Below are 25,774 nucleotides of genomic sequence, written 5' to 3' on the forward strand. Positions count from 1 at the left end.
AGGAAACGCGCCCTCCCTACCTTCGGGATCAGCCACTAGACGCACACCACGTCAGGACTGAGCCCGGAGCCCGTGGAGGCAGCAATGACAGCCCCTAGTACCGCCCCCGCACCCCCGACCAGGGGCAGCCGCTGGATCCAGGAGTGGGATCCGGAGGACGAGACCTTCTGGAACGAGAAGGGCGAGAAGGTCGCCCGCCGTAACCTCCTCTTCTCCGTGCTCTCCGAGCACATCGGGTTCTCGATCTGGACCATGTGGTCCGTGCTGGTGCTGTTCATGGGCCCGGAGTACGGCCTGACCCCGGCCGACAAGTTCCTGCTGACCTCGATGGTCACGCTCGTCGGCGCCGTCGTCCGCGTCCCGTACACCTTCGCCGTGGCCCTCTTCGGCGGCCGGAACTGGACCATCGTCTCCGCCGGGCTGCTGCTCGTCCCCACCATCGCGGCGTTCACCGTGATGAAGCCGGGGACCTCCTTCTCCACCTTCCTGCTCGTCGGTCTGCTGGCCGGCATCGGCGGCGGCAACTTCGCCTCCTCCATGACCAACATCAACGCCTTCTTCCCGCTCCGTAAGAAGGGGTGGGCGCTCGGACTGAACGCGGGCGGCGGCAACATCGGCGTACCCGTCATCCAGCTGATCGCCCTCGCCGTCATCGGCGCCAGCGGCGGGCCGCGCGTGCTGCTCGGCATCTACATCCCGCTGATCCTCCTCGCCGCCACCCTCGCCGCGCTCTACATGGACAACCTCGCGACGGTGAAGAACGACACCGGTGCCGCCATCGACTCGGCGAAGGACGGCCACACCTGGATCATGTCCTTCCTCTACATCGGGACGTTCGGGTCGTTCATCGGGTACGCCTTCGCCTTCGGCCAGGTCCTTCAGGTCCAGTTCGGCCGGACGCCGCTGCAGGCCGCGTACCTCACCTTCATCGGCCCGCTGCTCGGCTCGCTGATCCGCCCGCTCGGCGGCTGGCTCGCCGACAAGTACGGCGGCGCGAAGATCACCCTCTACAACTACGTCGGCATGGCCGCCGCCACCGGTGTGCTGATCTTCGCCAGCCAGGAGAAGTCGCTGGGACTGTTCGTCTCCGTCTTCGTGGTGCTGTTCGTCCTCAGCGGGCTCGGCAACGGCTCGACGTTCAAGATGATCCCCGGCATCTTCCACGCCAAGGCCCTCGCCAAGGGGCTCCAGGGCGACGAGGCCGCCGCCCACGGCCGCCGGCTCTCCGGCGCCTCCATGGGCCTCATCGGAGCGGTCGGCGCGCTCGGCGGGGTGGGCATCAACCTGGCCTTCCGCCAGTCGTTCCTGTCGAACGGCTCCGGCACCGGCGCCTTCGTCACCTTCCTCGTCTACTACGCTCTCTGCTTCGCGGTGACCTGGGCCGTATACCTTCGCCGTACGGCCGCCAAGGCCGAGGCGACGGCAGCCGCCGAGACGAAGCCCCAGCTCAGCTACGCCGAGGTGTGACGTAACACCGGCGCAATGAAGCCGAACCGAGCCTGTCACGCACCGTTGACAGGCTCGGTCGGCATGCAGGTGCCATCACAGCCGGTGTAGGTGCAAACGACTCGAGTGCGGGACGAGAGTTATGTACGACGAAGAGCAGCGACCAGACCAACACGGCCCCCTGGCCGGCTTCACCGTAGGGGTGACAGCCGCGCGCCGGGCCGACGAGCTGGGCGCGCTGCTGCAGCGACGGGGAGCCGCCGTCCTGCACGCACCGGCCCTGCGGATCGTGCAGCTCGCCGACGACAGCGAGCTGCTCGCCGCGACCAAACAGGTCATCGACGAGGTACCGGACGTCGTGGTCGCCACGACCGCGATCGGTTTCCGGGGCTGGATCGAGGCCGCCGACGGCTGGGGTCTGGGCGAGGACCTGCTCCAGCGGCTGCGCGGCATCGAGCTGCTGGCGCGCGGACCCAAGGTGAAGGGCGCGATCCGGGCCGCCGGGCTGACCGAGGACTGGTCGCCGTCGTCGGAGTCCATGGCCGAGGTGCTCGACCGGCTCCTGGAGGAGGGCGTGGAGGGCCGCCGTATCGCCATCCAACTGCACGGTGAGCCGCTGCCCGGGTTCGTGGAGGCGCTCAGGGCCGGGGGAGCGGAGGTGCTCGGGGTGCCGGTCTACCGGTGGATGCCGCCGGAGGACATCGGACCGGTGGACCGTCTCCTGGACGCCACCGTCTCCCGGGGCCTGGACGCCCTCACCTTCACCAGCGCTCCCGCCGCCGCGTCCCTGCTGACCCGGGCCGAGGAGCGGGGACTGCTCCCCGAGCTGCTCGCCGCCCTCAACCACGACGTCCTCCCGGCCTGCGTGGGCCCGGTCACGGCGCTCCCGCTCCAGGCCCGTGGCGTCGACACCGTCCAGCCCGAGCGCTTCCGCCTCGGCCCCCTCGTCCAGCTCCTGTGCCAGGAACTCCCGGCCCGGGCCCGCACCCTGCCCATCGCCGGCCACCGGGTCGAGATCCGCGGGCACGCGGTCCTCGTCGACGGCGCCCTGCGTCCCGTACCGCCGGCCGGGATGTCGCTGCTGCGTGCGCTGTCCCGGCGGCCGGGCTGGGTGGTCGCCCGTGCGGAGCTGCTGCGGGCGCTGCCCGGCGCGGGCCGTGACGAGCACGCGGTGGAGACGGCCATGGCCCGCCTGCGCACCTCGCTCGGCGCCCCGAAGCTGATCCAGACGGTGGTGAAACGGGGTTACCGACTGGCCCTGGACCCCGCCGCCGACGCCAAGTACTCGGACGTGTAGGACCGCCTCCGCACCAGCAGCGCCCTCGCCAGACAGCCCAGCGCCGCCGTCGACAGCACCGCCCGTACGACGTTCCAGGACACCCACGCGTCCTCGAAGTCCTCGCGGGCGCCGGCCGGATCGGCGGCGGTGTCCAGACCGTTGTTCAACGGGATGTTGAAGGCGACCGTCACCAGGAAGGCGAGGGCGTACGCGGCGAGGGCCGCCCACACCCACCGGCGGTGCGACTGCCCCCGGCCCTGCCACGCCGCCACCCCGGTCAGCAGCAGCGCCCCGAGGAAGCTCAGCATGAACACCGGGTTCTGGATGACGTCGTTGATGTTCCGCATGACCTCGACGTAGACCCGGTCGTCGCTGCGCGCCAGGCCCGGCATCACCGCGCACGCGAACACGTAGAAGGTCCCCGCGATCAGCCCCATGGCGACCGTGGCCGCACCCAGTACCGCGCCTGTCGTCCCGCTCTGCTTCGTCATGCCCTCCAGTCAACGGGCCGGGGATCCACGCCGACATGGCCGAGACGCCCAGCCCCATACGCCTGCGTCCACGCCCCGCCGGTACGCCCCGCCGGTACGGGGACTTCCGGCGGCGCGGGCGGGAGGGCACTGTGAGAGGGAACCGTTTTCTCACGGCACCCCCTAGGTGGTGACAGGCACATGGCACTTGATACGGCCGCGGCCCCGTACGAGCTGCGGTTCGACGCCGGGCGGATCTGTCTCGATCTCCTCGCGACCACCCATCCCGTCGAACGGCTCGACTCGGTCGAGGTGCTGTGCGCCTGGATCGTCGGCTCCGGGCTGGTCCCGGCGGACACCCCGCTGTCCCACGCCGGCGTCTCCTGGCTGGTGGCCTTCCGTGAACTGAGGGGACGGCTGGGTCAGTTGGTGCGCACGGGGTCCACCGGTGCGGACATCGCGCTCGCCCGCGTCAACGAGCTCGCCCGTGCCGCGCCCCCGGCCCCTCGCGCCGTGTCGGCCGAGGACGGCACTCTCGTACGGCAGTTGACCGGTCCGCCCGAACTGGCCGCCCTGCTCGGCGCGATCGCCCGGGACGCCGTCGAACTGCTCACCGATCCGCTCGCGCGGGCGGGGCTGCGGCAGTGCGCCGGCGACAACTGCCCGATCGTGTACCTCGACACCTCACGGGGGCGCAGGAGGCGTTGGTGCTCCAGTGAGGTCTGCGGAAACCGCGAAAGAGTCGCCCGGCACCGCCGGCGCGCGGCCCTCGCCCGCGCCTGAGGGTCCGTTATGCGGCTTCTGTGGAACGGGAATCGAAGTGATTTCGATTACACGCCGTTTACTCCCGCCGCGTCACGGGCAGCCGAGCTGATCTTGCCGATGTGGTGGAAATGTAAAGATCGCACGGTGGGAATGTGCGTTCATGTCCCCCTCGTCACGTCACTCGGAAGAAAACTGTCACGTCACTTTGAACACACAACAGCCCGCGTCCGTACCCCGTGTTGAGCGACCGGTCGGGGGAACCCCCGGACATCGGAGGTGGGCGTGCGCAAGGATTCCGTCGTGGCCAATGAACGTGGATCGAGGGCCCGACATCGCATGTCCCAGCCCTCGGAACCTGATGAGGAGCTCATGCGTGCTCTGTACAGAGAGCACGCGGGACCCCTGCTCGCCTATGTGCTGAGGCTGGTCGCCGGAGACCGGCAAAGAGCCGAGGACGTTGTGCAGGAGACGCTGATCCGTGCCTGGAAGAACGCCGGTCAGCTCAATCGAGCGACCGGATCTGTACGCCCCTGGCTGGTGACGGTTGCCCGGCGCATCGTCATCGACGGCCACCGAAGCCGGCAGGCCCGGCCGCAGGAGGTCGATCCGTCGCCGCTGGAGGTCATCCCCGCGGAGGACGAGATCGACAAGGCGCTGTGGTTGATGACGCTGTCGGACGCGCTCGACGACCTGACTCCCGCGCACCGGGAGGTGCTCGTCGAGACGTACTTCAAGGGGCGTACCGTCAATGAGGCGGCCGAGACGCTCGGTATACCCAGCGGCACCGTCCGCTCGCGGGTCTTCTATGCCCTGCGGTCGATGAAGCTGGCACTGGAGGAGCGGGGGGTGACGGCGTGATGAGTGTTTACGGGGGAAACCAGGGATTCGGCACAGGTGGTTCGGGTATGTCTGGGGCTATGCAGGGATCTCCGGTGCCGAGCGAGCACGAGACCGTCGGCGCCTACGCCCTCGGGATCCTCGACGACGCCGAGGCAACCGCTTTCGAGGTGCATCTCGCCGGGTGCGAATGGTGCGCCCAGCAGCTCGACGAACTCGCCGGGATGGAACCGATGCTGGCCGCGCTCGCGGACCTGCCCGGGACCGGGACGCCCGCGATCGGCGAGTCGCTGTCCGCCAAGCCCAGCCCGCGGCTGGTGAACAAGCTGGTCGACGAGGTCGCCGACCGCCGCGCCCAGAAGCGCCGGCGCGGCTTCTACCTCGTGGCCGCGGCGGCCGCGCTGATCATCGGCGGCCCGCTGGTCGCGGTGGGAGCAACGGGCGACAACTCGGGTGGGAACGTTTCCGCGCACACCACCGCCAGCAGCCCCGCCAAGGAAGCCTTCGACGTCATCAAGGACAAGGTCACCGCGACCGACCCCAGCACCGACGTCACCGCGACCGTCGCGGTGGAGAAGAAGGCCTGGGGCACCCACGCGGTCCTCCAGCTGAAGAACGTGACAGGCCCCCAGAAGTGCTCCCTGATCGCCGTCGGCAAGAACGGCGAGCGCGAGACGGTCACCTCCTGGTCCGTCCCGAACTGGGGCTACGGCATCGCGAACGCCAAGACCGAAGAGGCCAAGCAGCCCCTCTACGTCCACGGCGGCGCGGCCTTCGACCCGAACCAGATCGACCACTTCGAGGTCATGACCTTCGACGGCAAGAAGCTCGTAGAGGTCGACGCGTAGAACGCGTGACGGCCGACGCGTAGCTTCCACCGGCCCCCTTCACTTAAGGTTGACGGCTGCCCAGCACGTCAGAAGGGGGCCCGGTGGCCGCTCAGGCTCAGCAGGAAACCGCGGTCGGTCCGGATCACGATTCCGTTCGTGACCGGGAGATCAGCGTCGAACAGGACCATCTCGACCGGGTCTACCGGCGTCTCGAGGAGAAGATCCACGAGGCGGAGTTCCTCATGGACGACGCGGCCAAGCGCGGCCAGGTCGGTACGCCCGGCGCGCTCGCCGAGCGGGACGCCCAGGTCTTCCGGGCCGGCGTCCACCTCAACCGCCTCAACAACGAGTTCGAGGACTTCCTCTTCGGCCGTATCGACCTGCTCCTCGGCAAGGACGGCAAGAAGGGCCCCGACGGCGCCTACACGGCCGTGGAGCCCGCCGAAGGCGCCGTGCGGGCGGACGACACCGCCGACATCGCCGAGACGCTCCACATCGGGCGTATCGGGGTCCTCGACTCCGACTACGCGCCGCTCGTCATCGACTGGCGGGCCCCGGCCGCGGCGCCCTTCTACCGGTCGACCCCGGTCGACCCGGGCCGGGTCGTGCGCCGCCGGGTCATCCGCTCCAAGGGGCGCCGCGTCCTCGGTGTCGAGGACGACCTGATGCGCCCCGAGCTGAAGGCCTTCCTCGACGGCCATGAGCTGCCCGTCATCGGCGACGGCGCCCTGATGGCCGCCCTCGGCCAGGCCCGCAGCCACACCATGCGGGACATCGTCGCCTCCATCCAGGCCGAGCAGGACCTGGTCATCCGCGCCCCCGCCGCCTCCGTGACCTACGTCGAGGGCGGCCCGGGCACCGGAAAGACCGCCGTCGCCCTGCACCGCGCCGCCTACCTCCTCTACCAGGACCGGCGCCGCTACTCGGGCGGCATCCTGATCGTCTCGCCGACGCCCCTGCTGGTCGCCTACACCGAGGGCGTCCTCCCGTCGCTGGGCGAGGAGGGCCAGGTCGCCATCCGCGCCATCGGCTCCCTCGTCGACGGCGCCGAGGCCACGCTGTACGACTCGCCGGCGACGGCCCGGGCCAAGGGGTCGTACCGGATGCTGAAGGTGCTGCGGAAGGCGGCGCGGGGGGCGCTGGAAGGGAACTCCGGCGGCGGAGCCCGCTCGGGTGCCCCGGCCGGTCGGCGTGGTCCCGGCGATTCCGCCAGGCGGCGCGGTCGCGGCGAGGCGGGCGGCACGGCCGACCAGCTCGCCCTGGGCGACGACACCGGTCAGCTCGCCTTCGGCGACGACGACTCCGACGTACCGCTGCCCGCCGGGCCCCCCACCCGCCTGCGCGTCGTCGCCTTCGGCCGCCGCCTGGAGCTGGAGTCCGCGGAGCTGGACCGCATCCGCCACAACGCCCTCGGCGGCACCGCGCCCGTGAACCTGCTGCGCCCGCGCGCCCGCAAGCTCCTCCTGGACGCGCTGTGGGCGCAGTCCGGTGCGGCCGGCCGGCACACCGACCCCGAGCTCGCCGCCGAGCTGCGCTCCTCCTTCGACGAGGACGTCAGCTCCGAGGACAGCTTCATCGACTTCCTGGGCGCCTGGTGGCCCGAGCTCACCCCGAAGGGCGTCCTGGACGCCATGGCGGACGAGCGCCGCCTCGGCCGCTGGGCCCGCCGTGTCCTCAACCCCGGCGAGGTCCGCAGGGTCGCCCGCTCCCTGAGACGGGACGGCCACTCCGTGCACGACATCGCCATGCTCGACGAGCTCCAGGCCATCCTCGGCACCCCGGCCCGCCCCCGGAAGAAGCGCGAGCTGGACCCGCTCGACCAGCTCAGCGGCCTGGAGGAGCTGATGCCGGTCCGCGAGGAGACCCAGCGTGAGCGCGCCGAGCGGCTCGCCCAGGAGCGCACCGAGTACGCCCATGTCATCGTCGACGAGGCCCAGGACCTCACCCCGATGCAGTGGCGCATGGTCGGCCGCCGCGGCCGGCACGCCACCTGGACGGTCGTCGGCGACCCGGCCCAGTCCTCCTGGTCCGACCCCGACGAGGCGGCCGAGGCCCGCGACGAGGCCCTCGGCACCCGCCCGCGCCGCCGCTTCGAGCTCACCGTGAACTACCGCAACCCCTCGGAGATCGCCGACCTCGCCGCCAAGGTGCTGGCCCTCGCCATGCCCGGCTCCACGTCCCCGCGGGCCGTCCGCTCCACCGGCGTGGAGCCCCGCTTCACGGTCGTGCAGCAGGCTCTGGGTGAGACGGTCCGCGCGGAGGCCGCCCGCCTGCTCGACCTCGTCGACGGCACGGTCGGCGTCGTCGTCGCCATGCAGCGCCGCGAGGAGGCCGCCCGCTGGCTCACCGGCCTCGGCGACCGGGTGGTGGCGCTCGGCAGCCTGGAGGCCAAGGGTCTGGAGTACGACGCCACGATCGTCGTCTCCCCGGCCGAGATCGCGGACGAGTCCCCGGCGGGCCTGCGGGTGCTGTACGTCGCCCTGACCCGGGCCACCCAGCAGCTGACGATCGTGTCGGGGGAGCGGGACCAGCCAAACCCGAACGGGGTGCCCGATCTGCTGAGAGATTGAACTCTCGGGATGGGAATGGCCTTACGGGATCCGTTTGTTAGCCTGGGTGTGACACCGGCTCGATCCAAGCCCCCGGGCCCAACCTTCGTCCCTTAGAGGGACCACTTGCCGCGAGGCGAGCATGGCGGGTCGGTGTCACTGACTCGCGAGAGGCCCACGTCCCAGGACGTGGGCCTCTTTCGCTGTGAACAAAACGTTCGCAATCCAACGCGGCTAACGCCTACTCATCAGTAGGTGCGACGATCGGACGGCAAACGGCAGGACAGCGACACAGCGTCACAGGTGAAAGCAGAGGAAGTCGGCCATGGCAACGGCGCCCAGCGTCTCCTACTCGATGACGGTCCGGCTGGAGGTGCCCGCGAGCGGAACCGCGGTCTCCCAGCTCACCGGGGCCGTCGAGTCCCACGGAGGCTCGGTGACCGGCCTCGACGTGACCGCCTCCGGCCACGAGAAGCTCCGGATCGACGTCACCATCGCGGCCACCTCCACGGCACACGCCGACGAGATCGTCGAGCAGCTGCGCGGCATCGAGGGCGTCACGCTCGGCAAGGTCTCCGACCGTACGTTCCTGATGCACCTCGGCGGCAAGATCGAGATGGCGTCCAAGCACCCCATCCGCAACCGCGACGACCTCTCGATGATCTACACCCCCGGCGTGGCCCGGGTCTGCATGGCGATCGCCGAGAACCCCGAGGACGCCCGCCGGCTGACGATCAAGCGCAACTCCGTTGCGGTCGTGACGGACGGCTCGGCCGTACTGGGCCTCGGCAACATCGGCCCGAAGGCCGCGCTCCCGGTCATGGAGGGCAAGGCGGCCCTCTTCAAGCGGTTCGCCGGCATCGACGCCTGGCCGATCTGCCTGGACACCCAGGACACCGACGCGATCGTCGAGATCGTCAAGGCGATCGCCCCCGGGTTCGCCGGCATCAACCTGGAGGACATCTCCGCACCCCGCTGCTTCGAGATCGAGGCCCGGCTGCGCGAGGCCCTCGACATCCCCGTCTTCCACGACGACCAGCACGGCACCGCGATCGTCGTCCTCGCCGCCCTGAAGAACGCACTTCGCGTCACCGGCAAGGCAATTGAGAACATCCGCGTCGTCATGTCCGGCGCCGGCGCGGCCGGTACGGCCATCCTCAAGCTGCTGCTCGCCGCGGGCGTCAAGAACGCCGTCGTCGCCGACATCCACGGCGTGGTGCACGCCGGCCGCGAGGACCTCGTCGACGCCGCCGCGGACTCGCCGCTGCGCTGGATCGCCGACAACACCAACCCCGAGGGCCTGACCGGCACGCTGAAGGAAGCGGTGCGCGGCGCCGACGTCTTCATCGGCGTCTCCGCGCCGAACGTGCTCGACGGCGCCGACGTGGCCGCGATGGCCGAGGGCGCGATCGTGTTCGCGCTCGCGAACCCGGACCCCGAGGTGGACCCGGCAATCGCCCGCCAGACGGCGGCGGTTGTGGCCACCGGCCGCTCCGACTTCCCGAACCAGATCAACAACGTGCTGGTGTTCCCGGGTGTCTTCCGCGGTCTTCTCGACGCCCAGTCCCGCACGGTCAACACCGAGATGATGCTGGCCGCCGCGACCGCGCTGGCGGACGTGGTGAGCGCCGACGAGCTGAACCCGAACTACATCATCCCGTCCGTCTTCAACGACAAGGTCGCGGGCGCGGTCGCCGGTGCGGTGCGCGAGGCGGCGAAGGCCGCGGGCGCCACGGCGTAGCACCGGGCGCCTCGTCCCGTTGTCGTAGCCGTGTCGTACTGTGCAAGGGCTGTGGGTGGTCATGCGGGCTTGTGAGCATCACCACCACGGCCCCTGCATCGGCGCGTCGCGGAACCGCAGGCCGAGGGCCGCCCGTTAGGTTGGCGGGCACGCGCAGGCCTTTCGTGTGACTCCCTAGGGTGTTCTCACGACTCCTACGGGTGCCGGATTGGCTTTCCCGCCGCAGGTAGGGGCAGGATGCGTCCCTGGGCGCGAGCGCATCGGCAAACGACAGCGCCCAACATGCGGCTCCGCCGCGTGGCACGCCTCAACGGCAAGAAGAACACGGGAGTAAGAACATGAACCGCAGTGAGCTGGTGGCCGCGCTGGCCGACCGCGCCGAGGTGACCCGCAAGGACGCCGACGCCGTTCTGGCCGCTTTCGCCGAGACCGTCGGCGAGATCGTCGCCAAGGGCGACGAGAAGGTCACCATCCCCGGCTTCCTGACCTTCGAGCGCACCCACCGTGCCGCTCGCACCGCGCGCAACCCGCAGACCGGCGACCCGATCCAGATCCCGGCCGGCTACAGCGTGAAGGTCTCCGCTGGCAGCAAGCTCAAGGAAGCCGCCAAGGGTAAGTAAGGGCGCCTGCTCGCCGTCATGGCGTGGCGCCGCGGGCGACTGCGGGGCCGCTGTGGCTGGTCGCGCAGTTCCCCGCGCCCCTGAGGGGCGCTGCAGTCAACGCCGATGGGGCGGTCACCCGAGTCCGGGTGACCGCCCCATCGGCGTTCGTACGACTGCCTGTTACCCGAGCGCTTTACCCGGAAGCTCGACCTTCGCCCCAAGCTCCACGAGCTTCTCCATGAAGTTCTCGTAGCCGCGGTTGATCAGGTCGATGCCGTGCACCCGCGAAGTGCCCTGCGCGGCGAGGGCCGCGATGAGGTACGAGAAGCCGCCGCGGAGGTCGGGGATGACCAGGTCGGCGCCCTGGAGCTTGGTGGGGCCCGAGACGACCGCCGAGTGGAGGAAGTTGCGCTGGCCGAAACGGCAGTCGCTGCCGCCCAGGCACTCGCGGTACAGCTGGATGTGAGCACCCATCTGGTTCAGCGCGGAGGTGAAGCCGAGCCGGGACTCGTAGACCGTCTCGTGGATGATCGACAGGCCGGTCGCCTGCGTCAGCGCCACCACCAGCGGCTGCTGCCAGTCCGTCTGGAAGCCCGGGTGGACGTCCGTTTCGAGCGCGATGGACTTCAACTGGCCACCGGGGTGCCAGAACCGGATGCCCTCGTCGTCGATCTCGAAGGCACCGCCCACCTTCCGGTAGGTGTTGAGGAACGTCATCATCGACCGCTGCTGAGCGCCGCGGACGTAGATGTTGCCCTCGGTCGCCAGCGCGGCGGACGCCCAGGAGGCGGCCTCCAGGCGGTCCGGGAGCGCCGCGTGGTTGTAGCCGCCGAGCGTGTCCACGCCGGTGACGCGGATCGTGCGGTCGGTGTCCATCGCGATGATGGCGCCCATCTTCTGCAGGACGCAGATGAGGTCCTCGATCTCGGGCTCCACCGCGGCGTTGGAGAGTTCGGTGACGCCTTCCGCCAGCACCGCCGTCAGCAGCACCTGCTCGGTCGCGCCGACCGAGGGGTACGGCAGCCTGATCTTCGTACCGCGCAGCCGCCGCGGCGCCTCCAGGTACTGACCGTCCGCCCGCTTCTCGATCGTCGCGCCGAACTGCCGCAGCACCTCGAAGTGGAAGTCGATCGGCCGGCCGCCGATGTCGCAGCCGCCGAGACCGGGGATGAAGGCGTGACCGAGGCGGTGCAGCAGCGGGCCGCACAGGAGGATCGGGATACGGCTCGACCCGGCGTGGGCATCGATGTCAGCGACGTTCGCGCTCTCGACGTGGGTCGGGTCCATCACCAGTTCGCCGGGCTCCTCACCCGGACGGACCGTCACACCGTGCAGTTGCAGCAGACCGCGTACGACACGCACGTCACGGATGTCCGGAACGTTGCGCAGTCGACTCGGCCCGCTGCCCAGCAGGGCGGCGACCATGGCCTTCGGTACGAGGTTCTTCGCACCGCGGACACGGATCTCGCCCTCCAGCGGGGTTCCGCCGTGGACAAGCAGGACATCGTCGTTGACGGTCATGTATCTCGCGTTCCGATTGGTGGGGCAGGGGCCAGAAGGGAAAGGGTAATCGCCGTCCACCCCCCTTCCGTAAGCCCAAGTACCGCTCAGCCACGTCATAGCTGTGTCACAACACGAACCGTTCCCCGGCGGGCACATGGGGTCACGGTGGTGGGCGCGCGCGAGGGGCGCGTGGTTGCGCTCTGAGCTGCATCCTCCGCCGTAAGGGCATTGCCACCCCCTTTCGCGGGAAGATGCGGGATCATGTCTGGCATGACCGAGGTGTCCTCGCTCACAGGGCGGTTGCTCGTGGCAACGCCCGCCCTGGCGGACCCGAACTTCGACCGTGCGGTGGTGCTCCTTCTCGACCACGACGAGGAGGGCTCCCTCGGTGTCGTCCTCAACCGGCCGACCCCGGTGGACGTCGGCGACATCCTGGAGGGCTGGGCCGACCTCGCCGGTGAGCCCGGGGTCGTCTTCCAGGGCGGCCCGGTCTCCCTCGACTCGGCGCTCGGCGTCGCCGTCATCCCGGGCGGCGCGTCCGGTGAGCGGGCCCCGCTGGGCTGGCGCCGGGTGCACGGCGCGATCGGTCTGGTCGACCTGGAGGCCCCGCCGGAACTCCTCGCCTCGGCCCTCGGTTCCCTGCGGATCTTCGCCGGATACGCCGGCTGGGGCCCCGGCCAGCTGGAGGACGAGCTGGTGGAGGGCGCCTGGTACGTCGTCGAGTCCGAACCCGGCGATGTCTCCTCCCCGTCCCCGGAAACCCTCTGGCGCGAGGTCCTGCGCCGTCAGCGCAACGAGCTGGCGATGGTGGCCACGTATCCGGACGACCCTTCGCTCAACTGAAGCGTGTGACCTTCAGTACCCTGGCTTTCATGAGCACTCTTGAGCCCGAGCGCGGGACTGGTACGGGGACCCTCGTAGAGCCGACGCCACAGGTGTCCCACGGCGACGGCGACCACGAGCGCTTCGCCCACTACGTCCAGAAGGACAAGATCATGGCGAGCGCCCTCGACGGGACCCCCGTCGTGGCGCTGTGCGGCAAGGTGTGGGTGCCGGGCCGCGACCCGAAGAAGTACCCCGTGTGTCCCATGTGCAAGGAGATCTACGAGTCCATGGGCGCCGGCGGGGACGGCGACGGCAAGGGCGGCGGCGACAAGTAGGTCCAGCCTGTCCGGCTGAGCTGAGCTTTGGGAGGCCCTCGGGGCGCGTTCAGGCGCGCCCCGAGGGCCTTTCGCATGTCACGAAGTGGTTGAGACCTCTTGTGGGCATGTTCATGTAGTCCCTAGCCTCCGTTGTGCAGAGCGAAACCGTCATTGCATATGTTGCAACGCAACGCACTCTTGCTCGGAGGCCCCACTCCATGAAGCTCTCCCCCCGGCTGACCGTGCTCCTGACCGCCCTCGCCCTCACCGCCTGCGCTCCCCAGACCTCCTCCAACTCGTCCTCCGGCAAGGACGACAAGACCGGCACCCTGCGCGTCTGGCTCTTCCAGGAGGTCGGCAACAAGCCCAAGGAGAAGGTCGTCGACTCCGTGGTCGCCGCCTTCGAGAAGGCCCATGACGGCACGAAGGTCGACGTGGAGTACATCCCGGTCGACACCCGCGCCCAGCGCGTCAAGGCCGCCTTCAACGACCCGGCGTCCGCTCCCGACGTCATGGAGTACGGCAACACCGACACCGCCGGCTACGTGCGGGACGGCGGACTCCTCGACATCACCGAGGAGTTCGGCGCCTGGCCCGACGCCAAGGACACCGACCCCACCGCGAGGACGTCCGTCACCGTGGCCGGCAAGGTCTACGGCGCGCCCTTCTACGTCGGCGTCCGCGCTCTGTACTACCGCACCGACGTCTTCAAGGAACTCGGCCTCGAAGTACCCCGGTCGATGACCGAACTGGCGGCCACGGCGCGCAGGATCCGCGCCGCCGAGCCCGAGTTGTACGGCCTGGTCGTCGGCGGCGCCTACACGTACGGCGCGATGCCGTTCGTCTGGGCCGACGGGGGTGAGATCGCCACCGCCCAGGACGGCTCGTACACCTCGGCGATCGACAGCGCCGCCGCCCGCAAGGGCATCAAGGCGTACACCTCCCTGTTCTCCGACGACAACTGTCCCGCCGCCAAGTGCGCCGGCTTCGGCGGCAACGACACCGTCACCGCGTTCGCCGCGGGCAAGGCGGGCATGGCGATCGGCGGCGACTTCAGCCACGCGGCCGTCGAGGCGGGCAAGGTGAAGGGCAAGTACGCGGTCGTACCGCTGCCCGGCGTCGCGGCCGGCTCCATCGCTCCCGCCTTCGCGGGCGGCAACAACATCGGCGTACTGAAGAGCACCTCGCACCGCACGCGAGCGGTGCAGCTGATGGAGCAGTTGGCGTCGAAGAAGACCCAGGCCGCGCTCTTCGACGCGATGGGCTTCCTGCCGACCTTCGGGGACGTGAGGCAACAGGCGGCGCGGAAGGAGCCGTTCGTGAAGCCGTTCGTGGAGACGCTGGGCGCCGGGACGAAGTTCGTGCCCGCGTCTCCCGCCTGGTCCCGGATCGACTCCTCCCTCGTCCTGCCGACGATGTTCCAGGAGGTCATCAGCGGCAGGAGGGGCGTGGCGGCGGCTTCGGCGGACGCGGCGAAGAAGATGGACGACGCGTTCGGCGCCGCCGGATGACCCCGGTGACCCACCGCACCACCTGGACGCCCTGGCTCTATCTGGCCCCCGCTCTCGTCGTCCTCGGCGGGCTGCTCGTCTATCCCATCTATCAGCTCGGGCTCATCTCCTTCTTCCGGTACACCCAGGCGCAGGTCAGCGGTGGTGAGCCCACCGCCTTCGAAGGGTTCGGCAACTACTCGGCCCTCTTCGCCGACCCGCAGTTCTGGCAGGTGCTGCTGGCCACCGTGGTCTTCGCTGCCGCATGTGTCGTCTCCACCCTCGCCGTCGGCTGCGCGCTCGCCGTACTGCTCACCCGGGTGCGTGCCGTGCCGCGGCTGGCGCTGATGCTGGCCGCGCTGGGGGCGTGGGCGACACCGGCGGTGACCGGGTCGACGGTCTGGCTGCTCCTGTTCGACCCCGACTTCGGGCCGGTCAACCGGGTCCTCGGCCTCGGTGACCACTCCTGGACGTACGGGCGCTACTCCGCCTTCCTGCTCGTCCTGCTCGAAGTGGTGTGGTGCTCCTTCCCGTTCGTGATGGTCACCGTCTACGCCGGTATCCGCGCCGTCCCCGCCGAGGTACTGGAGGCGGCCTCCCTCGACGGCGCCTCGCAGTGGCGGATCTGGCGCTCGGTGCTGGCGCCGATACTGCGGCCGATCCTGGTGGTCGTCACCATCCAGTCGGTCATCTGGGACTTCAAGGTCTTCACACAGATCTACGTCATGACGAACGGCGGCGGCATCGCGGGCCAGAACCTCGTCCTGAACGTCTACGCCTACCAGCAGGCGTTCGCCTCCTCGCAGTACGGCCTCGGCTCGGCGATCGGGGTCGTGATGCTGTTGATCCTGCTCGCCGTGACCCTCGGCTATCTGCGGCTGCTGCGCCGGCAGGGGGAGGAGCTGTGAGGGGAGGAGCTGTGAATCTTCTTCGGGGCCTTGTGGCCCGCCCGTGGCGGTTCGCGGCAGAGGTGTCCGCACTGCTGATCGCGGCCGTCGTCGCCTTCCCCCTCTACTGGATGGTGCTGAGCGCCTTCAGACCGGCCGGGGAGATCGAGTCGAGCGAGCCGCGGCCGTGGACGCTTTCGCCTTCTCCGGATTCCTTCCGGCGTGTGTTCGGGCAGCAGGATTTTGGTCGGTATTTCGTCAACAGCCTTGTCGTGGCGGGCAGTGTGGTGGTCGCCTCCGCGTTCATCGCGTTTCTCGCGGCGACCGCCGTGACCCGATTCCGGTTCCGCTTCCGGACCACCCTGCTGATCATGTTTCTGGTGGCCCAGATGGTGCCGGTGGAGGCGCTGACGATCCCCTTGTTCTTCCAGATGCGGGACGTCGGTCTGCTGAACTCGCTGGGGTCGCTGATCCTGCCCCACATCGCCTTCTCACTGCCCTTCGCGATCTGGATGCTGCGGGGGTTCGTGAAAGCGGTGCCGGAGGCACTGGAGGAGGCCGCGTACATCGACGGGGCGGGCCGGGCGCGATTCCTGTGGCAGATCCTTTTCCCGCTCGTCCTCCCGGGGCTGGTGGCGACGAGCGTGTTCTCCTTCATCTCGGCCTGGAACGACTTCCTCTTCGCCAAGTCGTTCCTCATCAGCGACACTTCCCTGTCGACCCTGCCGATGGCCCTGCTGGTCTTCTACAAGCCGGACGAGCCGGACTGGGGCGGGGTCATGGCGGCGTCCACGGTGATGACGATTCCGGTGCTGGTGTTCTTCGTACTCGTACAGCGACGTCTGGTCTCCGGACTGGGCGGAGCGGTCAAGGACTGAAAGGCCTGATCATTCATGGATCTCATTCCGGCACCTGACCGGACCGAGCGGGCCGAGGGCTTCCTCGAACTCGGCGACGGCTTCGGGATCGAGGCCGGGCCGGGCACCGAGGACACCGCGCGCCGGCTGCGCGCGACGCTCGGCGCGGCCACCGGGCTCAGCCTGCCGCCCAGGAAGGGGGACGAGCACGACGTCCTCCACCTGTCCGTCCGGCCCGGACTGGACGACGAGGCCTACCGCCTGGTCATCGCCCCCCACGGCATCCACCTCCAGGGCGGCTCGCCCGCCGGTGTCTTCTGGGGCGCCCAGACACTGCGCCAGCTCCTCGGCCCCGACGCCTTCAGGCGCGCACCCCTTCCCGGCCGTACCTGGCGGCTGCCCCTGACGGAGATCCAGGACTCCCCCCGATTCCGCTGGCGCGGCCTCATGCTGGACGTCGCCCGGCACTTCATGCCCAAGGACGGAGTCCTGCGCTACCTCGACCTGATGGCCGCGCACAAACTCAACGTCCTCCACTTCCACTTGACGGACGACCAGGGCTGGCGCGTCGAGATCAAGCGGCATCCTCGGCTCACCGAGATCGGCTCATGGCGGGCGCGGACGAAATTCGGCCACCGGGCCTCGCCGCTGTGGGAGGAGAAGCCGCACGGTGGCTACTACACCCAGGACGACATCCGGGAGATCGTCGCCTACGCCGCCGAGCGGCATATCACCGTCGTCCCCGAAATCGACGTACCCGGACACTCGCAGGCCGCCATCGCCGCGTACCCGGAACTCGGCAACACCGATGTGATCGACACGACTTCCCTCTCCGTCTGGGACAACTGGGGGATCTCTCCGAACGTACTCGCCCCCACTGACAACACCCTGCGCTTCTACGAGGGGGTCTTCGAGGAACTGCTGGAACTGTTCCCCGGGGAGTTCGTCCACATCGGCGGTGACGAATGCCTCAAGGACCAGTGGCGGCAGTCGGCCACGGCACAGGCCCGTATCAAGGAACTCGGGGTCGGCGACGAGGACGGACTTCAGGCGTGGTTCGTGCGGCACTTCGACACCTGGCTCTCCGCGCACGGGCGCAGACTCATCGGCTGGGACGAGATTCTCCAGGGCGGACTCGCCGACGGGGCGGCGGTCTCCTCGTGGCGCGGGTACGAGGCCGGAGTGACGGCCGCACGCGCGGGCCACGACGTCGTCATGTGCCCCGAGCAGCACGTCTACTTGGACTACCGGCAGGCCGACGGCCCCGACGAGCCGGTGCCCATCGCCTATGTGCGCACCCTGGAGGACGTGTACCGCTTCGAGCCCGTGCCCGCGGAGTTGACCGCGGACGAGGCGGCGCACGTGCTCGGCACGCAGGCCAACCTGTGGACCGAGGTGATGGAGGACCACGCGCGCGTGGACTACCAGGCGTTCCCCCGGCTCGCGGCCTTCGCCGAGGTCGCCTGGAGCGCCCTGCCGGCCCCCGGACAGCGGGACTTCGCCGATTTCGAGCGGCGGATGGTCACCCACTACCGGCGACTCGACGCGCTGGGCGTCGGCTACCGGCCGCCCTCCGGTCCGCTGCCGTGGCAGCGGCGCCCCGGAGTGCCCGGTCGCCCGATCGAGGGGCCCCCACCGAACAAGTAGTGCAGAAACCCCGGCAGGATCACTGAAGAGAGGCAATTCGCTCACACCGGTGATGCCGTACGAAAACGGACCATCTCCCTGATGAGGTGGGCGAATGCCGTCTACCGGACCCCGTTCTTCGGGCCCTGCGAAGATGTGCCAGAGTTGCCACGTCCGCCCTGTCAGCACGTACCGTACGGCAGCAACAGGTGGGACCAGGTGGGGCAGCGGGAAGGGGCAGCCGGTTTGACCACGCACGCACCGCAGGCGGCGCAGGCCGTCACGCTGCCCACGACGCTCGACGAGGCCGTGGCGGCGCTGGCCGCCACGCCCGCCGCCGTGCCCGTCGCGGGCGGCACCGATCTCATGGCCGCGGTGAACTCTGGCCAGCTAAGGCCCGCCGCCCTGGTGGGCCTCGGCCGGATCAGCGAGATCCGCGGCTGGCAGTACCAGGACGGGCACGCCCTGCTCGGCGCCGGGCTCACGCACGCGCGCATGGGCCGCCCCGACTTCGCCGCCCTCATCCCCGCGCTCGCCGCCTCCGCGCGCGCCGCGGGCCCGCCGCAGATCCGCAACGCGGGCACCCTGGGCGGCAACATCGCCTCGGCGTCCCCCACCGGCGACGCGCTCCCGGTGCTGGCCGCCCTGGAGGCGACGCTGATCATCGCGGGCCCGGACGGAGCCCGCCGGGAACTGCCGGTGTCGCATCTGCTGGCCGGGATGGACCTGCTGCGCGGCGGTGAACTCATCGGCTTCGTGCGCGTGCCGCTGCTGCACGCCCCGCAGGTCTTCCTCAAGGCCACCGGCCGCACCGGCCCCGGGCGGGCCATCGCCTCCGTCGCGCTCGTCCTCGACCCCGCCCGGCGCGGCGTCAGGTGCGCCGTCGGAGCCATAGCGCCGATGCCGCTGCGGCCCCTGGACGCCGAGCAGTGGGTGAGCCGGCTGATCGACTGGGACAACAGCCGCGCGCTCGTCCCGGAGGCGCTGCACGCCTTCGGCGAGTACGTGGCCGCGGCCTGCATCCCCGACCCGGTCCCGGAGCCCGACGGCTCCGTGCAGCCGCTTCCGCCCGCCGTACTGCACCTGCGGCGCACCGTCGCCGCGCTGGCCCGACGAGCACTGGGGAGGGCACTGTCGTGACCGACGACCAGCACGCGGAGGGCGGCGCGCCCCACAGCGGCGGCCGCTGGGACCCGCTGCCCCAGGGCGACTACGACGACGGCGCCACCGCCTTCGTGAAGCTCCCCGAAGGCGGCATCGACGCCCTGCTGGCCTCCGACAGCCCGCTCGCGGCGCCCGGCCACGGCTATGTGCCGCCGCAGATAACGGTGGCGCCGGGCACGGGAGCCGACCCCGCCGCCGGCCCGTGGGCGGCCCCCGCCGGCGGCACACAGTGGCCCGACCCGAACGCGGTGCCGCAGGACGGGCACACCGCCGGGAACGACCAGTTCACGTACAACCCGGGGGCGACCGGGCAGTGGACCTTCCAGGACGCCTCGGAGTCCGCTCCGGCGCCCGGCCACGACGTCACCGGACAGTGGTCCATCCCCGTCGCCGGGGGTGATCTTCCGGACGAATCGGGCGAGTTCACCACGTCGTCCCTCGTCGAGCAGTGGGGCGGCACCCCGCCGGCCACCCTGCCCGGCGGCGCGTCCGCACCCTGGGCGACACAGACGGGACACCCGTGGGACACGGGCGCGCCGGAGACCGGACAGCCGACGGGCCCCGGAGCCGAGCACGGCGAGCCGGGCGGCGACGGACACCTGCCCGTGCCGCCGGGCGCCGAGGCGGGTGCCGTGGACCTCCACGCACGCGTGGAGTCGCGTCCGGACGCCCACACCCCGGAGCAGCCGCCCGGTGCCGACCCGGCCGCCGCACCGGAGCCCGACGCACCGAGGGCTCACACCCCCGACGGCGCCCCCGCCACGGCCGCCTCACAGCCCGCTCCGGGCGACGGTGAGGATCCCGGCCCGCACGGCGCCCCCGAGGGCGCCCAAAGGGCCGTAGAAGCCGCCGAGGAGGCCGCCGAGCCGTCCGCAGAGCATGCCCAGAACGGCGACGCCGCTCCCACCGCGCAGGGCGCGGAGGAGGCGGAGGAGCACACCACCGAACAGGCCCCCGCCTTCCCCGGCGAAGAACACCCCCTCGCCGCATACGTCCTGCGCGTCAACGGCGTCGACCGGCCCGTGACCGACGCCTGGATCGGCGAGTCGCTGCTCTACGTGCTGCGCGAGCGCCTCGGCCTCGCCGGCGCCAAGGACGGCTGCTCACAGGGCGAGTGCGGCGCCTGCAACGTCCAGGTCGACGGACGGCTCGTCGCCTCCTGCCTGGTCCCGGCCGTCACCGCCGCCGGCAGCGAGGTCCGTACCGTCGAGGGACTCGCCGAGGACGGCCGCCCCTCCGACGTGCAGCGGGCGCTCGCCCGGTGCGGCGCGGTGCAGTGCGGCTTCTGCGTGCCGGGCATGGCGATGACCGTGCACGACCTGCTGGAGGGCAACCCGGCGCCGACCGAGCTGGAGACCCGCCAGGCGCTGTGCGGCAACCTGTGCCGCTGCTCCGGCTACCGGGGTGTCGTCGACGCCGTCCAGGAGGTCGTCGCCGAGCGGGAGGCGCACGCCGCCGGGGACTCCGAGTCGAACGGCGACGAGGCACGTATTCCCCATCAGGCGGGCCCCGGAGCCGGCGGCGTCAACCCGTCGGCCTTCGAGCCGCAGCACGACCAGGCGTACGGACCGGACGGAGGCCAGGCGTGAGCAACGAAGCCGCCACCGCGACCACCCCCGCGGAGGCAGCCCCTGCCCCCGAGCCGATCCCGCACGGCCTCGGCGCGTCCCTCCCGGCCGCCGACGCCCGTGCCAAGACCGAGGGCACGTTCCCGTACGCGGCCGACCTGTGGGCCGAGGGCCTGCTGTGGGCCGCCGTGCTGCGCTCCCCGCACCCGCACGCGCGCATCGTGTCCATCGACACGTCCCACGCGCGCGACATGCCCGGCGTCCGCGCGGTCATCACCCACGAGGACGTGCCGGGCCACCCGCTGTACGGCCGCGGCAAGGCGGACCGCCCGGTCTTCGCCTCCGAGGTCGTACGCCACCACGGCGAGCCCATCGCCGCCGTCGCCGCCGACCATCCCGACACCGCGCGGATGGCCGCCGCGGCCGTCATCGTCGAGTACGACGTGCTCGAACCGGTCACCGACCCCGAGCAGGCCTTCGAGGCCGAGCCGCTGCACGCCGACGGCAATCTGATCCGGCACATCCCGCTGCACCACGGCGACCCGGCCGCCACCGGCGACATCGTCGTCGAGGGCCAGTACCGCATCGGCCGCCAGGACCCGGCCCCCATCGGCGCCGAGGCCGGACTCGCCGTGCCCCGGCCCGACGGCGGCGTGGAGCTCTACCTGGCCTCCACCGACCCGCACACCGACCGGGACACCGCCGCCTCCTGCTACGGCCTGGAACCCGAGCGCGTCAAGATCGTCGTCACCGGTGTCCCCGGCGCCACCGCCGACCGCGAGGACCAGGGCGTCCAGCTCCCGCTCGGCCTGCTCGCGCTCAAGACCGGCTGCCCGGTGAAACTCACGGCCACGCGCGAGGAGTCCTTCCTCGGCCACGCGCACCGCCACCCGACCCTGCTCCGCTACCGCCACCACGCCGACGCCGAGGGCCGGCTGGTGAAGGTCGAGGCGCAGATCCTGCTCGACGCGGGCGCCTACGCCGACACCTCCTCCGAGGCCCTCGCCGCCGCCGTCGGCTTCGCCTGCGGCCCCTACGTCGTCCCGAACGCCTTCATCGAGGGCTGGGCGGTGCGCACCAACAACCCTCCCTCAGGACATGTCCGCGGCGAGGGCGCCATGCAGGTGTGCGCCGCCTACGAGGCCCAGATGGACAAGCTGGCGAAGAAGCTGGGCATCGACCCGGCGGAACTCCGCCTGCGCAACGCCATGGCCACCGGCGACGTCCTGCCGACCGGCCAGACCGTGACCTGCCCGGCCCCGGTCGCCGAACTCCTCCAGGCCGTACGGGACTTCCCGCTGCCCGCGCTGCCCAAGGACACCCCCGAGGACGAGTGGCTGCTGCCCGGCGGCCCCGAGGGCGCGGGCGAACCGGGCGCGATCCGCCGGGGCGTGGGCTACGGCCTGGGCATGGTGCACATGCTGGGCGCCGAGGGCGCCGACGAGGTCTCCACGGCCACCGTCAAGGTCCACGACGGCATCGCGACCGTGCTCTGCGCGGCCGTCGAGACCGGTCAGGGCTTCACCACCCTGGCCCGCCAGATCGTCCAGGACACCCTGGGCATCGACGAGGTCCACGTGGCCCCCGTCGACACCGACCAGCCCCCGGCCGGCGCGGGCTGCCGAGGCCGCCACACCTGGGTCTCCGGCGGCGCGGTGGAGCGTGCGGCGAAGATGGTCCGCACCCAGCTCCTCCAGCCGCTCGCGCACAAGTTCGGGATGTCCACCGAGCTGCTCCAGATCACCGACGGCAAGATCACCTCGTACGACGGCGTCCTGTCGACCACCGTCACCGAGGCTTTGGACGGCAAGGAACTGTGGGCCACCGCCCAGTGCCGCCCGCATCCGACGGAACCGCTCGACGAGCAGGGCCAGGGCGACGCCTTCGTCGGCATGGCCTTCTGCGCGATCCGCGCGGTGGTCGACGTCGACATCGAACTCGGCTCGGTCCGGGTCGTCGAACTCGCCGTCGCCCAGGACGTGGGCCGCATCCTCAACCCGGCCCAGCTCGCCGCCCGGATCGAGGCGGGCGTCACCCAGGGCGTGGGCGTCGCGCTGACGGAGAACCTGCGCACCGCGCGCGGCCTGATCCGCCACCCCGACCTCACCGGGTACGCGCTGCCGACGGCCCTGGACGCACCGGACATCCGGATCGTGAAGCTCGTCGAGGAACGGGACGTGGTCGCGCCCTTCGGCGCGAAGGCGGTGAGCGCGGTGCCGGTGGTGACGTCACCGGCGGCCATCGCCTCCGCCGTCCGGTCCGCCACCGGCCGCCCGGTGAACCGGCTGCCGATCCGCCCGCAGGCCGCGGTGGTGACGGGACAGTGAGCTCCGAGGATCCGCAGCGCTACGAACCGCCGCCCAGCGTCGGGAAGCTGCTGGTGTGGATCCTGGTGTTCGCGCTCGCGGCGCTGGTGGTCGTGCTGGGTGGCGTGTATCTGACGTGATGCGCGGGGTCGTGCTGGTCACCGGTGTCATGGCGTCCGGCAAGTCGACGGTCGCGCAAGCCCTGGCCGAGCGACTGCCGCGCGCCGCGCACGTCCGCGGGGACGTCTTCCGCCGGATGGTCGTCTCCGGGCGGCAGGAGTACGTGCCCGGAGGCGGCGGCGAGGGCGAGGCCCAGCTCCGGCTGCGCCACCGGCTGTCGGCGGCGACCGCGGACGCCTACGCGGACGCCGGATTCACGGCCGTCGTGCAGGACGTGGTGCTGGGGGAGGAACTGGCCGCGTACGTCCGGCTCGTCCGCACCCGCCCGCTGTACGTCGTCGTCCTCGCCCCGAGCCCCGAGACGGTCGCCGCCCGGGAGGCGGGGCGGGCCAAGTCGGGGTACGGGGCGGCCTGGACGGTGCGGGAACTGGACCGGCAGCTGCGGGCCCGGACGCCCCGGATCGGGCTGTGGCTGGACACCTCGGAGCTTTCGGTGGGGGAGACGGTGGAGGCGATTCTCGCGGGAAGGCAACGCGCGGAGGTGGTTTGAGCGTCTCTTGGTCGTGGGGCGTTGTCATGAGGCCTCGTCGTGAGGCGTTGTCAGTGGCTCGGCGTAGTGTTCCGGTCTGTGGGGGACGACGGCGAGATCTTCACGACGAACCCGCCCTGCCCTGCTCGGGGACACAGAGCTCGCACGCACGGGGGAACGATGAGCACGACCGCCACCGCGACCGCGGTGATCACCTTGACCGACGACGACCTGGCTCGCCTCGTCACGCACGCGTCGACGCGCAGCTGGCTGACGGGCCCCGGACTGCCCGCCGAGATCGGCCTGTTGAGCTTCGCGGAGCTCGGCCGGGAGGGCCTGCGGACCCTGACGGACGCGACCGGCGACCCCGGCGGGCGGCTGGCCGCGGACATGCGGGACCAGCTGGTCATAGGCGGACTGCTCGACGACGAGGGCCGGGAGACGGAGTCGGTCCTGCTCGACGGTGCGACGGGCGAGGTGTCGACGACCGACTTCTGGTGGGACCGCCCCGACCTCATGGAGCGCCGCCCGCTCGCCCCGTCGCTGGAGAAGCTGATGCGCTTCGCGACCGCGACGGACGAACTGGCGGGCCTGCGCGGCCAGTTCGCGGCCTATGCCGACCGGTACGGCCAGCAGGTCGCGGCAGAGGCCTCGCGGCACCTGCTCGCGATCTTCGAGGAGGGCACGGACGGCGAGGTGCCGGCCCTGTGGCGGGCGGCGGCCCTGATCCGCCCGCTGGCCCTGACGGCCGGCCCCGGCAGGACGTCCGGGCTGGCCCTCGACCTCCCGGTGCGGTTGCTGGACCAGGAGTTCGGGCAGGGCGAGATCTGGCGCTTCGAGGAGGTCGACTTCCCCGCGACGCTCACCCATGAACCCACCCGCCGCTTCCTGCGCGACACGGGCCTGCCCGAGGACACCGACCTCTTCCGCCTGGACACGGACGTCCCGCTGCCCACCCTCACCGAGCACCACGCCGACGACCCGGGCGCCGAACTTCCTGCCGACGCGGCCCACTTGATACGCCTCGGGCATCTCGTCGAGGACAACAGCCTGGTGGTGGACGGCCGCACGGGCGCGGTCCTGCACTGGAGCGAGCCCGAGGCACGGCTGTACCCGCTGAACACGGACGTCTCCACGCTCGCGTTCACGCTCTGGCTGCTGCGCCGCGAGGCGACCCTCGACGAGGAGCTGTCGCGGGGCCGGATCCAGGTACTGGGCGAGCCGCTCGGAGCGCACGCCCAGCTGGCGGCCACGATGATCCAGGTCCTGTCGAGCGTCGACCGCACCGGCAGCGCGACGGACGCCGACTGGCACTACTGGACGGACATGCTGCGGGACGAGGCGGGCGGGGTGCTCTGACCGCACCCGCCTCGCTCTCCCCGGCCCTGCGCGCTACTCCTCGGGCGCCTCGGGGAGTTCGGGTGGCTCAGCGCGTTCGGGTGCCGCCGAGGCGCCGCCCGGATCCGCGGTGTCCGGCTCGGCGGAGGTCGCCCCCGGTGCCGGGGCCTCGGGGGACTCCAGGACCGGGTGGGGCCGGGTGCGGGCGGCGATCTCCGGCTCGGCCTCCCACAGCTTGGTCTGCTGCTCCCGGGCCTCCTCGGCGGCGCGCGTGATGAGCGCACGCAGCCCGGCGAGGTCCAGGGCGCCCGCCTCGCCGGGCCGGTCGTCCTCTACCTCCTCCGACAGCAGCACGGTCTCTCCGTCGAGCGGGAAGACGCTGGAGAAGTACGGCACCCAGGAGGTGCGGCTCTCCCGCACGAGGAAGGCGACCTGCGCCCGCTCGTCCTGCGGGGCGAGCCGCCAGGCCACCTGTTCGGCCTGCTCGGGCTGTTCGGCCTGCTCGGCGGAGCCCGCGCCGGGCATCCGGATGGTCAGTGCGCCCTCGTCGTCGCCCTTGAGCACCTCGGCGGGCGTGGCCCGGAAGGTGCCCAGCGGACGGGCCTCGCGGGCCTCGTGGTCGGTGGTGACCGACTCCAGGGTGCGCTCGCGCAGCACGACGACGGCCTGGCAGTCGCGGATGCGCTGGAGCAGGGTCGGCGTGGTGGTGAGATACGTCGCCATGG

At 71.2% G+C, this 25,774-nt stretch carries 23 protein-coding genes; 20 read left to right on the forward strand and 3 right to left on the reverse strand.

All coding sequences use genetic code 11. The annotated features are described in order from the left end of the window. The first annotated feature begins 84 nt into the window (after nucleotides 1-84). Both ACIHIX_RS30060 and ACIHIX_RS30065 read left to right on the forward strand, forming a co-directional pair. Nucleotides 85-1,467: a nitrate/nitrite transporter gene (locus ACIHIX_RS30060; protein ID WP_399961573.1), complete on the forward strand. Its 1,383-nt coding sequence runs from the start codon at nucleotides 85-87 to the stop codon at nucleotides 1,465-1,467. Between the two features lie 121 nt (nucleotides 1,468-1,588). Beyond that, a complete protein-coding gene (locus tag ACIHIX_RS30065) occupies nucleotides 1,589-2,743 on the forward strand; it encodes a uroporphyrinogen-III synthase (RefSeq protein WP_399961575.1) in 1,155 nt (384 codons plus the stop codon). Here ACIHIX_RS30065 and ACIHIX_RS30070 read toward each other — a convergent pair. After that, nucleotides 2,692-3,216, reverse strand: coding sequence for a DUF1772 domain-containing protein (locus ACIHIX_RS30070; RefSeq protein ID WP_399961577.1), 525 nt, complete (start codon nucleotides 3,214-3,216; stop codon nucleotides 2,692-2,694). The two genes, ACIHIX_RS30065 and ACIHIX_RS30070, sit on opposite strands and share 52 nt — an antisense overlap. Before the next feature lie 180 nt (nucleotides 3,217-3,396). Here ACIHIX_RS30070 and ACIHIX_RS30075 point away from each other — a divergent pair, with 180 nt between their 5' ends. The 6 genes from ACIHIX_RS30075 (at nucleotide 3,397) to ACIHIX_RS30100 (ending at nucleotide 10,537) form a co-directional block, all read left to right on the forward strand. Next, a complete protein-coding gene (locus tag ACIHIX_RS30075; RefSeq protein ID WP_399961579.1) occupies nucleotides 3,397-3,978 on the forward strand; it encodes a CGNR zinc finger domain-containing protein in 582 nt (193 codons plus the stop codon). Between the two features lie 318 nt (nucleotides 3,979-4,296). Continuing rightward, entirely contained in the window at nucleotides 4,297-4,818 is a 522-nt protein-coding gene (locus ACIHIX_RS30080) for a sigma-70 family RNA polymerase sigma factor (RefSeq protein WP_010039908.1), read from the forward strand. Further along, on the forward strand, nucleotides 4,818-5,645 hold the full coding sequence (locus ACIHIX_RS30085; protein WP_399961581.1) for an anti-sigma factor family protein: 828 nt from the start codon (nucleotides 4,818-4,820) through the stop codon (nucleotides 5,643-5,645). The genes ACIHIX_RS30080 and ACIHIX_RS30085 overlap by 1 nt, the downstream gene beginning before the upstream one ends. 83 nt (nucleotides 5,646-5,728) lie before the next feature. Beyond that, nucleotides 5,729-8,197 (forward strand): HelD family protein, encoded by a 2,469-nt coding sequence (locus ACIHIX_RS30090; RefSeq protein ID WP_399961582.1) that lies wholly within the window; start codon nucleotides 5,729-5,731, stop codon nucleotides 8,195-8,197. A gap of 304 nt (nucleotides 8,198-8,501) precedes the next feature. Further along, nucleotides 8,502-9,917 (forward strand): NAD-dependent malic enzyme, encoded by a 1,416-nt coding sequence (locus ACIHIX_RS30095; protein WP_399961584.1) that lies wholly within the window; start codon nucleotides 8,502-8,504, stop codon nucleotides 9,915-9,917. A gap of 338 nt (nucleotides 9,918-10,255) precedes the next feature. Beyond that, nucleotides 10,256-10,537: an HU family DNA-binding protein gene (locus ACIHIX_RS30100; protein ID WP_007382399.1), complete on the forward strand. Its 282-nt coding sequence runs from the start codon at nucleotides 10,256-10,258 to the stop codon at nucleotides 10,535-10,537. A 162-nt stretch (nucleotides 10,538-10,699) separates the two neighbouring features. Here ACIHIX_RS30100 and murA read toward each other — a convergent pair whose 3' ends face one another. Next, nucleotides 10,700-12,040 carry a UDP-N-acetylglucosamine 1-carboxyvinyltransferase gene (murA, locus tag ACIHIX_RS30105; RefSeq protein WP_399961586.1) on the reverse strand — a complete coding sequence of 447 codons (1,341 nt, stop codon included), beginning with the start codon at nucleotides 12,038-12,040 and terminating at the stop codon, nucleotides 10,700-10,702. A 252-nt stretch (nucleotides 12,041-12,292) separates the two neighbouring features. On the opposite strand from murA, the gene ACIHIX_RS30110 reads away from it, so the two are divergent. From ACIHIX_RS30110 to ACIHIX_RS30165, 12 genes are all read left to right on the forward strand, one after another. Next, nucleotides 12,293-12,865 (forward strand): YqgE/AlgH family protein, encoded by a 573-nt coding sequence (locus tag ACIHIX_RS30110; protein ID WP_399961588.1) that lies wholly within the window; start codon nucleotides 12,293-12,295, stop codon nucleotides 12,863-12,865. A 29-nt stretch (nucleotides 12,866-12,894) separates the two neighbouring features. Then, nucleotides 12,895-13,182 (forward strand): DUF3039 domain-containing protein, encoded by a 288-nt coding sequence (locus tag ACIHIX_RS30115; RefSeq protein WP_079309856.1) that lies wholly within the window; start codon nucleotides 12,895-12,897, stop codon nucleotides 13,180-13,182. A gap of 200 nt (nucleotides 13,183-13,382) precedes the next feature. Beyond that, complete coding sequence (locus tag ACIHIX_RS30120) at nucleotides 13,383-14,675, forward strand: extracellular solute-binding protein (RefSeq protein ID WP_399961590.1); 1,293 nt, start codon at nucleotides 13,383-13,385, stop codon at nucleotides 14,673-14,675. Then, nucleotides 14,672-15,562 carry a carbohydrate ABC transporter permease gene (locus ACIHIX_RS30125; protein WP_399961592.1) on the forward strand — a complete coding sequence of 297 codons (891 nt, stop codon included), beginning with the start codon at nucleotides 14,672-14,674 and terminating at the stop codon, nucleotides 15,560-15,562. Before ACIHIX_RS30120 ends, ACIHIX_RS30125 begins: the two co-directional genes overlap by 4 nt. 11 nt (nucleotides 15,563-15,573) lie before the next feature. Continuing rightward, nucleotides 15,574-16,419 carry a carbohydrate ABC transporter permease gene (locus tag ACIHIX_RS30130; RefSeq protein ID WP_399961594.1) on the forward strand — a complete coding sequence of 282 codons (846 nt, stop codon included), beginning with the start codon at nucleotides 15,574-15,576 and terminating at the stop codon, nucleotides 16,417-16,419. Nucleotides 16,420-16,434: 15 nt separating this feature from the next. After that, nucleotides 16,435-18,045 carry a beta-N-acetylhexosaminidase gene (locus tag ACIHIX_RS30135; protein WP_399961596.1) on the forward strand — a complete coding sequence of 537 codons (1,611 nt, stop codon included), beginning with the start codon at nucleotides 16,435-16,437 and terminating at the stop codon, nucleotides 18,043-18,045. 225 nt (nucleotides 18,046-18,270) lie between these two features. Continuing rightward, nucleotides 18,271-19,164, forward strand: a complete 894-nt coding sequence (locus ACIHIX_RS30140) for an FAD binding domain-containing protein (protein ID WP_399961597.1) — start codon at nucleotides 18,271-18,273, stop codon at nucleotides 19,162-19,164. Next, nucleotides 19,161-20,777 (forward strand): 2Fe-2S iron-sulfur cluster-binding protein, encoded by a 1,617-nt coding sequence (locus ACIHIX_RS30145; RefSeq protein WP_399961598.1) that lies wholly within the window; start codon nucleotides 19,161-19,163, stop codon nucleotides 20,775-20,777. Before ACIHIX_RS30140 ends, ACIHIX_RS30145 begins: the two co-directional genes overlap by 4 nt. After that, entirely contained in the window at nucleotides 20,774-23,083 is a 2,310-nt protein-coding gene (locus ACIHIX_RS30150; protein ID WP_399961600.1) for a xanthine dehydrogenase family protein molybdopterin-binding subunit, read from the forward strand. Before ACIHIX_RS30145 ends, ACIHIX_RS30150 begins: the two co-directional genes overlap by 4 nt. Continuing rightward, nucleotides 23,080-23,202 carry a hypothetical protein gene (locus ACIHIX_RS30155; protein ID WP_329338516.1) on the forward strand — a complete coding sequence of 41 codons (123 nt, stop codon included), beginning with the start codon at nucleotides 23,080-23,082 and terminating at the stop codon, nucleotides 23,200-23,202. The genes ACIHIX_RS30150 and ACIHIX_RS30155 overlap by 4 nt, the downstream gene beginning before the upstream one ends. Further along, nucleotides 23,202-23,732 (forward strand): AAA family ATPase, encoded by a 531-nt coding sequence (locus tag ACIHIX_RS30160; RefSeq protein WP_399961602.1) that lies wholly within the window; start codon nucleotides 23,202-23,204, stop codon nucleotides 23,730-23,732. Before ACIHIX_RS30155 ends, ACIHIX_RS30160 begins: the two co-directional genes overlap by 1 nt. Before the next feature lie 159 nt (nucleotides 23,733-23,891). Beyond that, nucleotides 23,892-25,070: an SUKH-4 family immunity protein gene (locus tag ACIHIX_RS30165; protein ID WP_399961604.1), complete on the forward strand. Its 1,179-nt coding sequence runs from the start codon at nucleotides 23,892-23,894 to the stop codon at nucleotides 25,068-25,070. A 33-nt stretch (nucleotides 25,071-25,103) separates the two neighbouring features. On the opposite strand, the gene ACIHIX_RS30170 is transcribed toward ACIHIX_RS30165, so the two are convergent. After that, nucleotides 25,104-25,772 carry a hypothetical protein gene (locus ACIHIX_RS30170; RefSeq protein WP_399961606.1) on the reverse strand — a complete coding sequence of 223 codons (669 nt, stop codon included), beginning with the start codon at nucleotides 25,770-25,772 and terminating at the stop codon, nucleotides 25,104-25,106. Between the last annotated feature and the right edge of the window lie 2 nt (nucleotides 25,773-25,774).

The sequence above is a fragment of the Streptomyces sp. NPDC051913 genome (assembly GCF_044593635.1).
Taxonomy (GTDB): Bacteria; Actinomycetota; Actinomycetes; order Streptomycetales; family Streptomycetaceae; genus Streptomyces.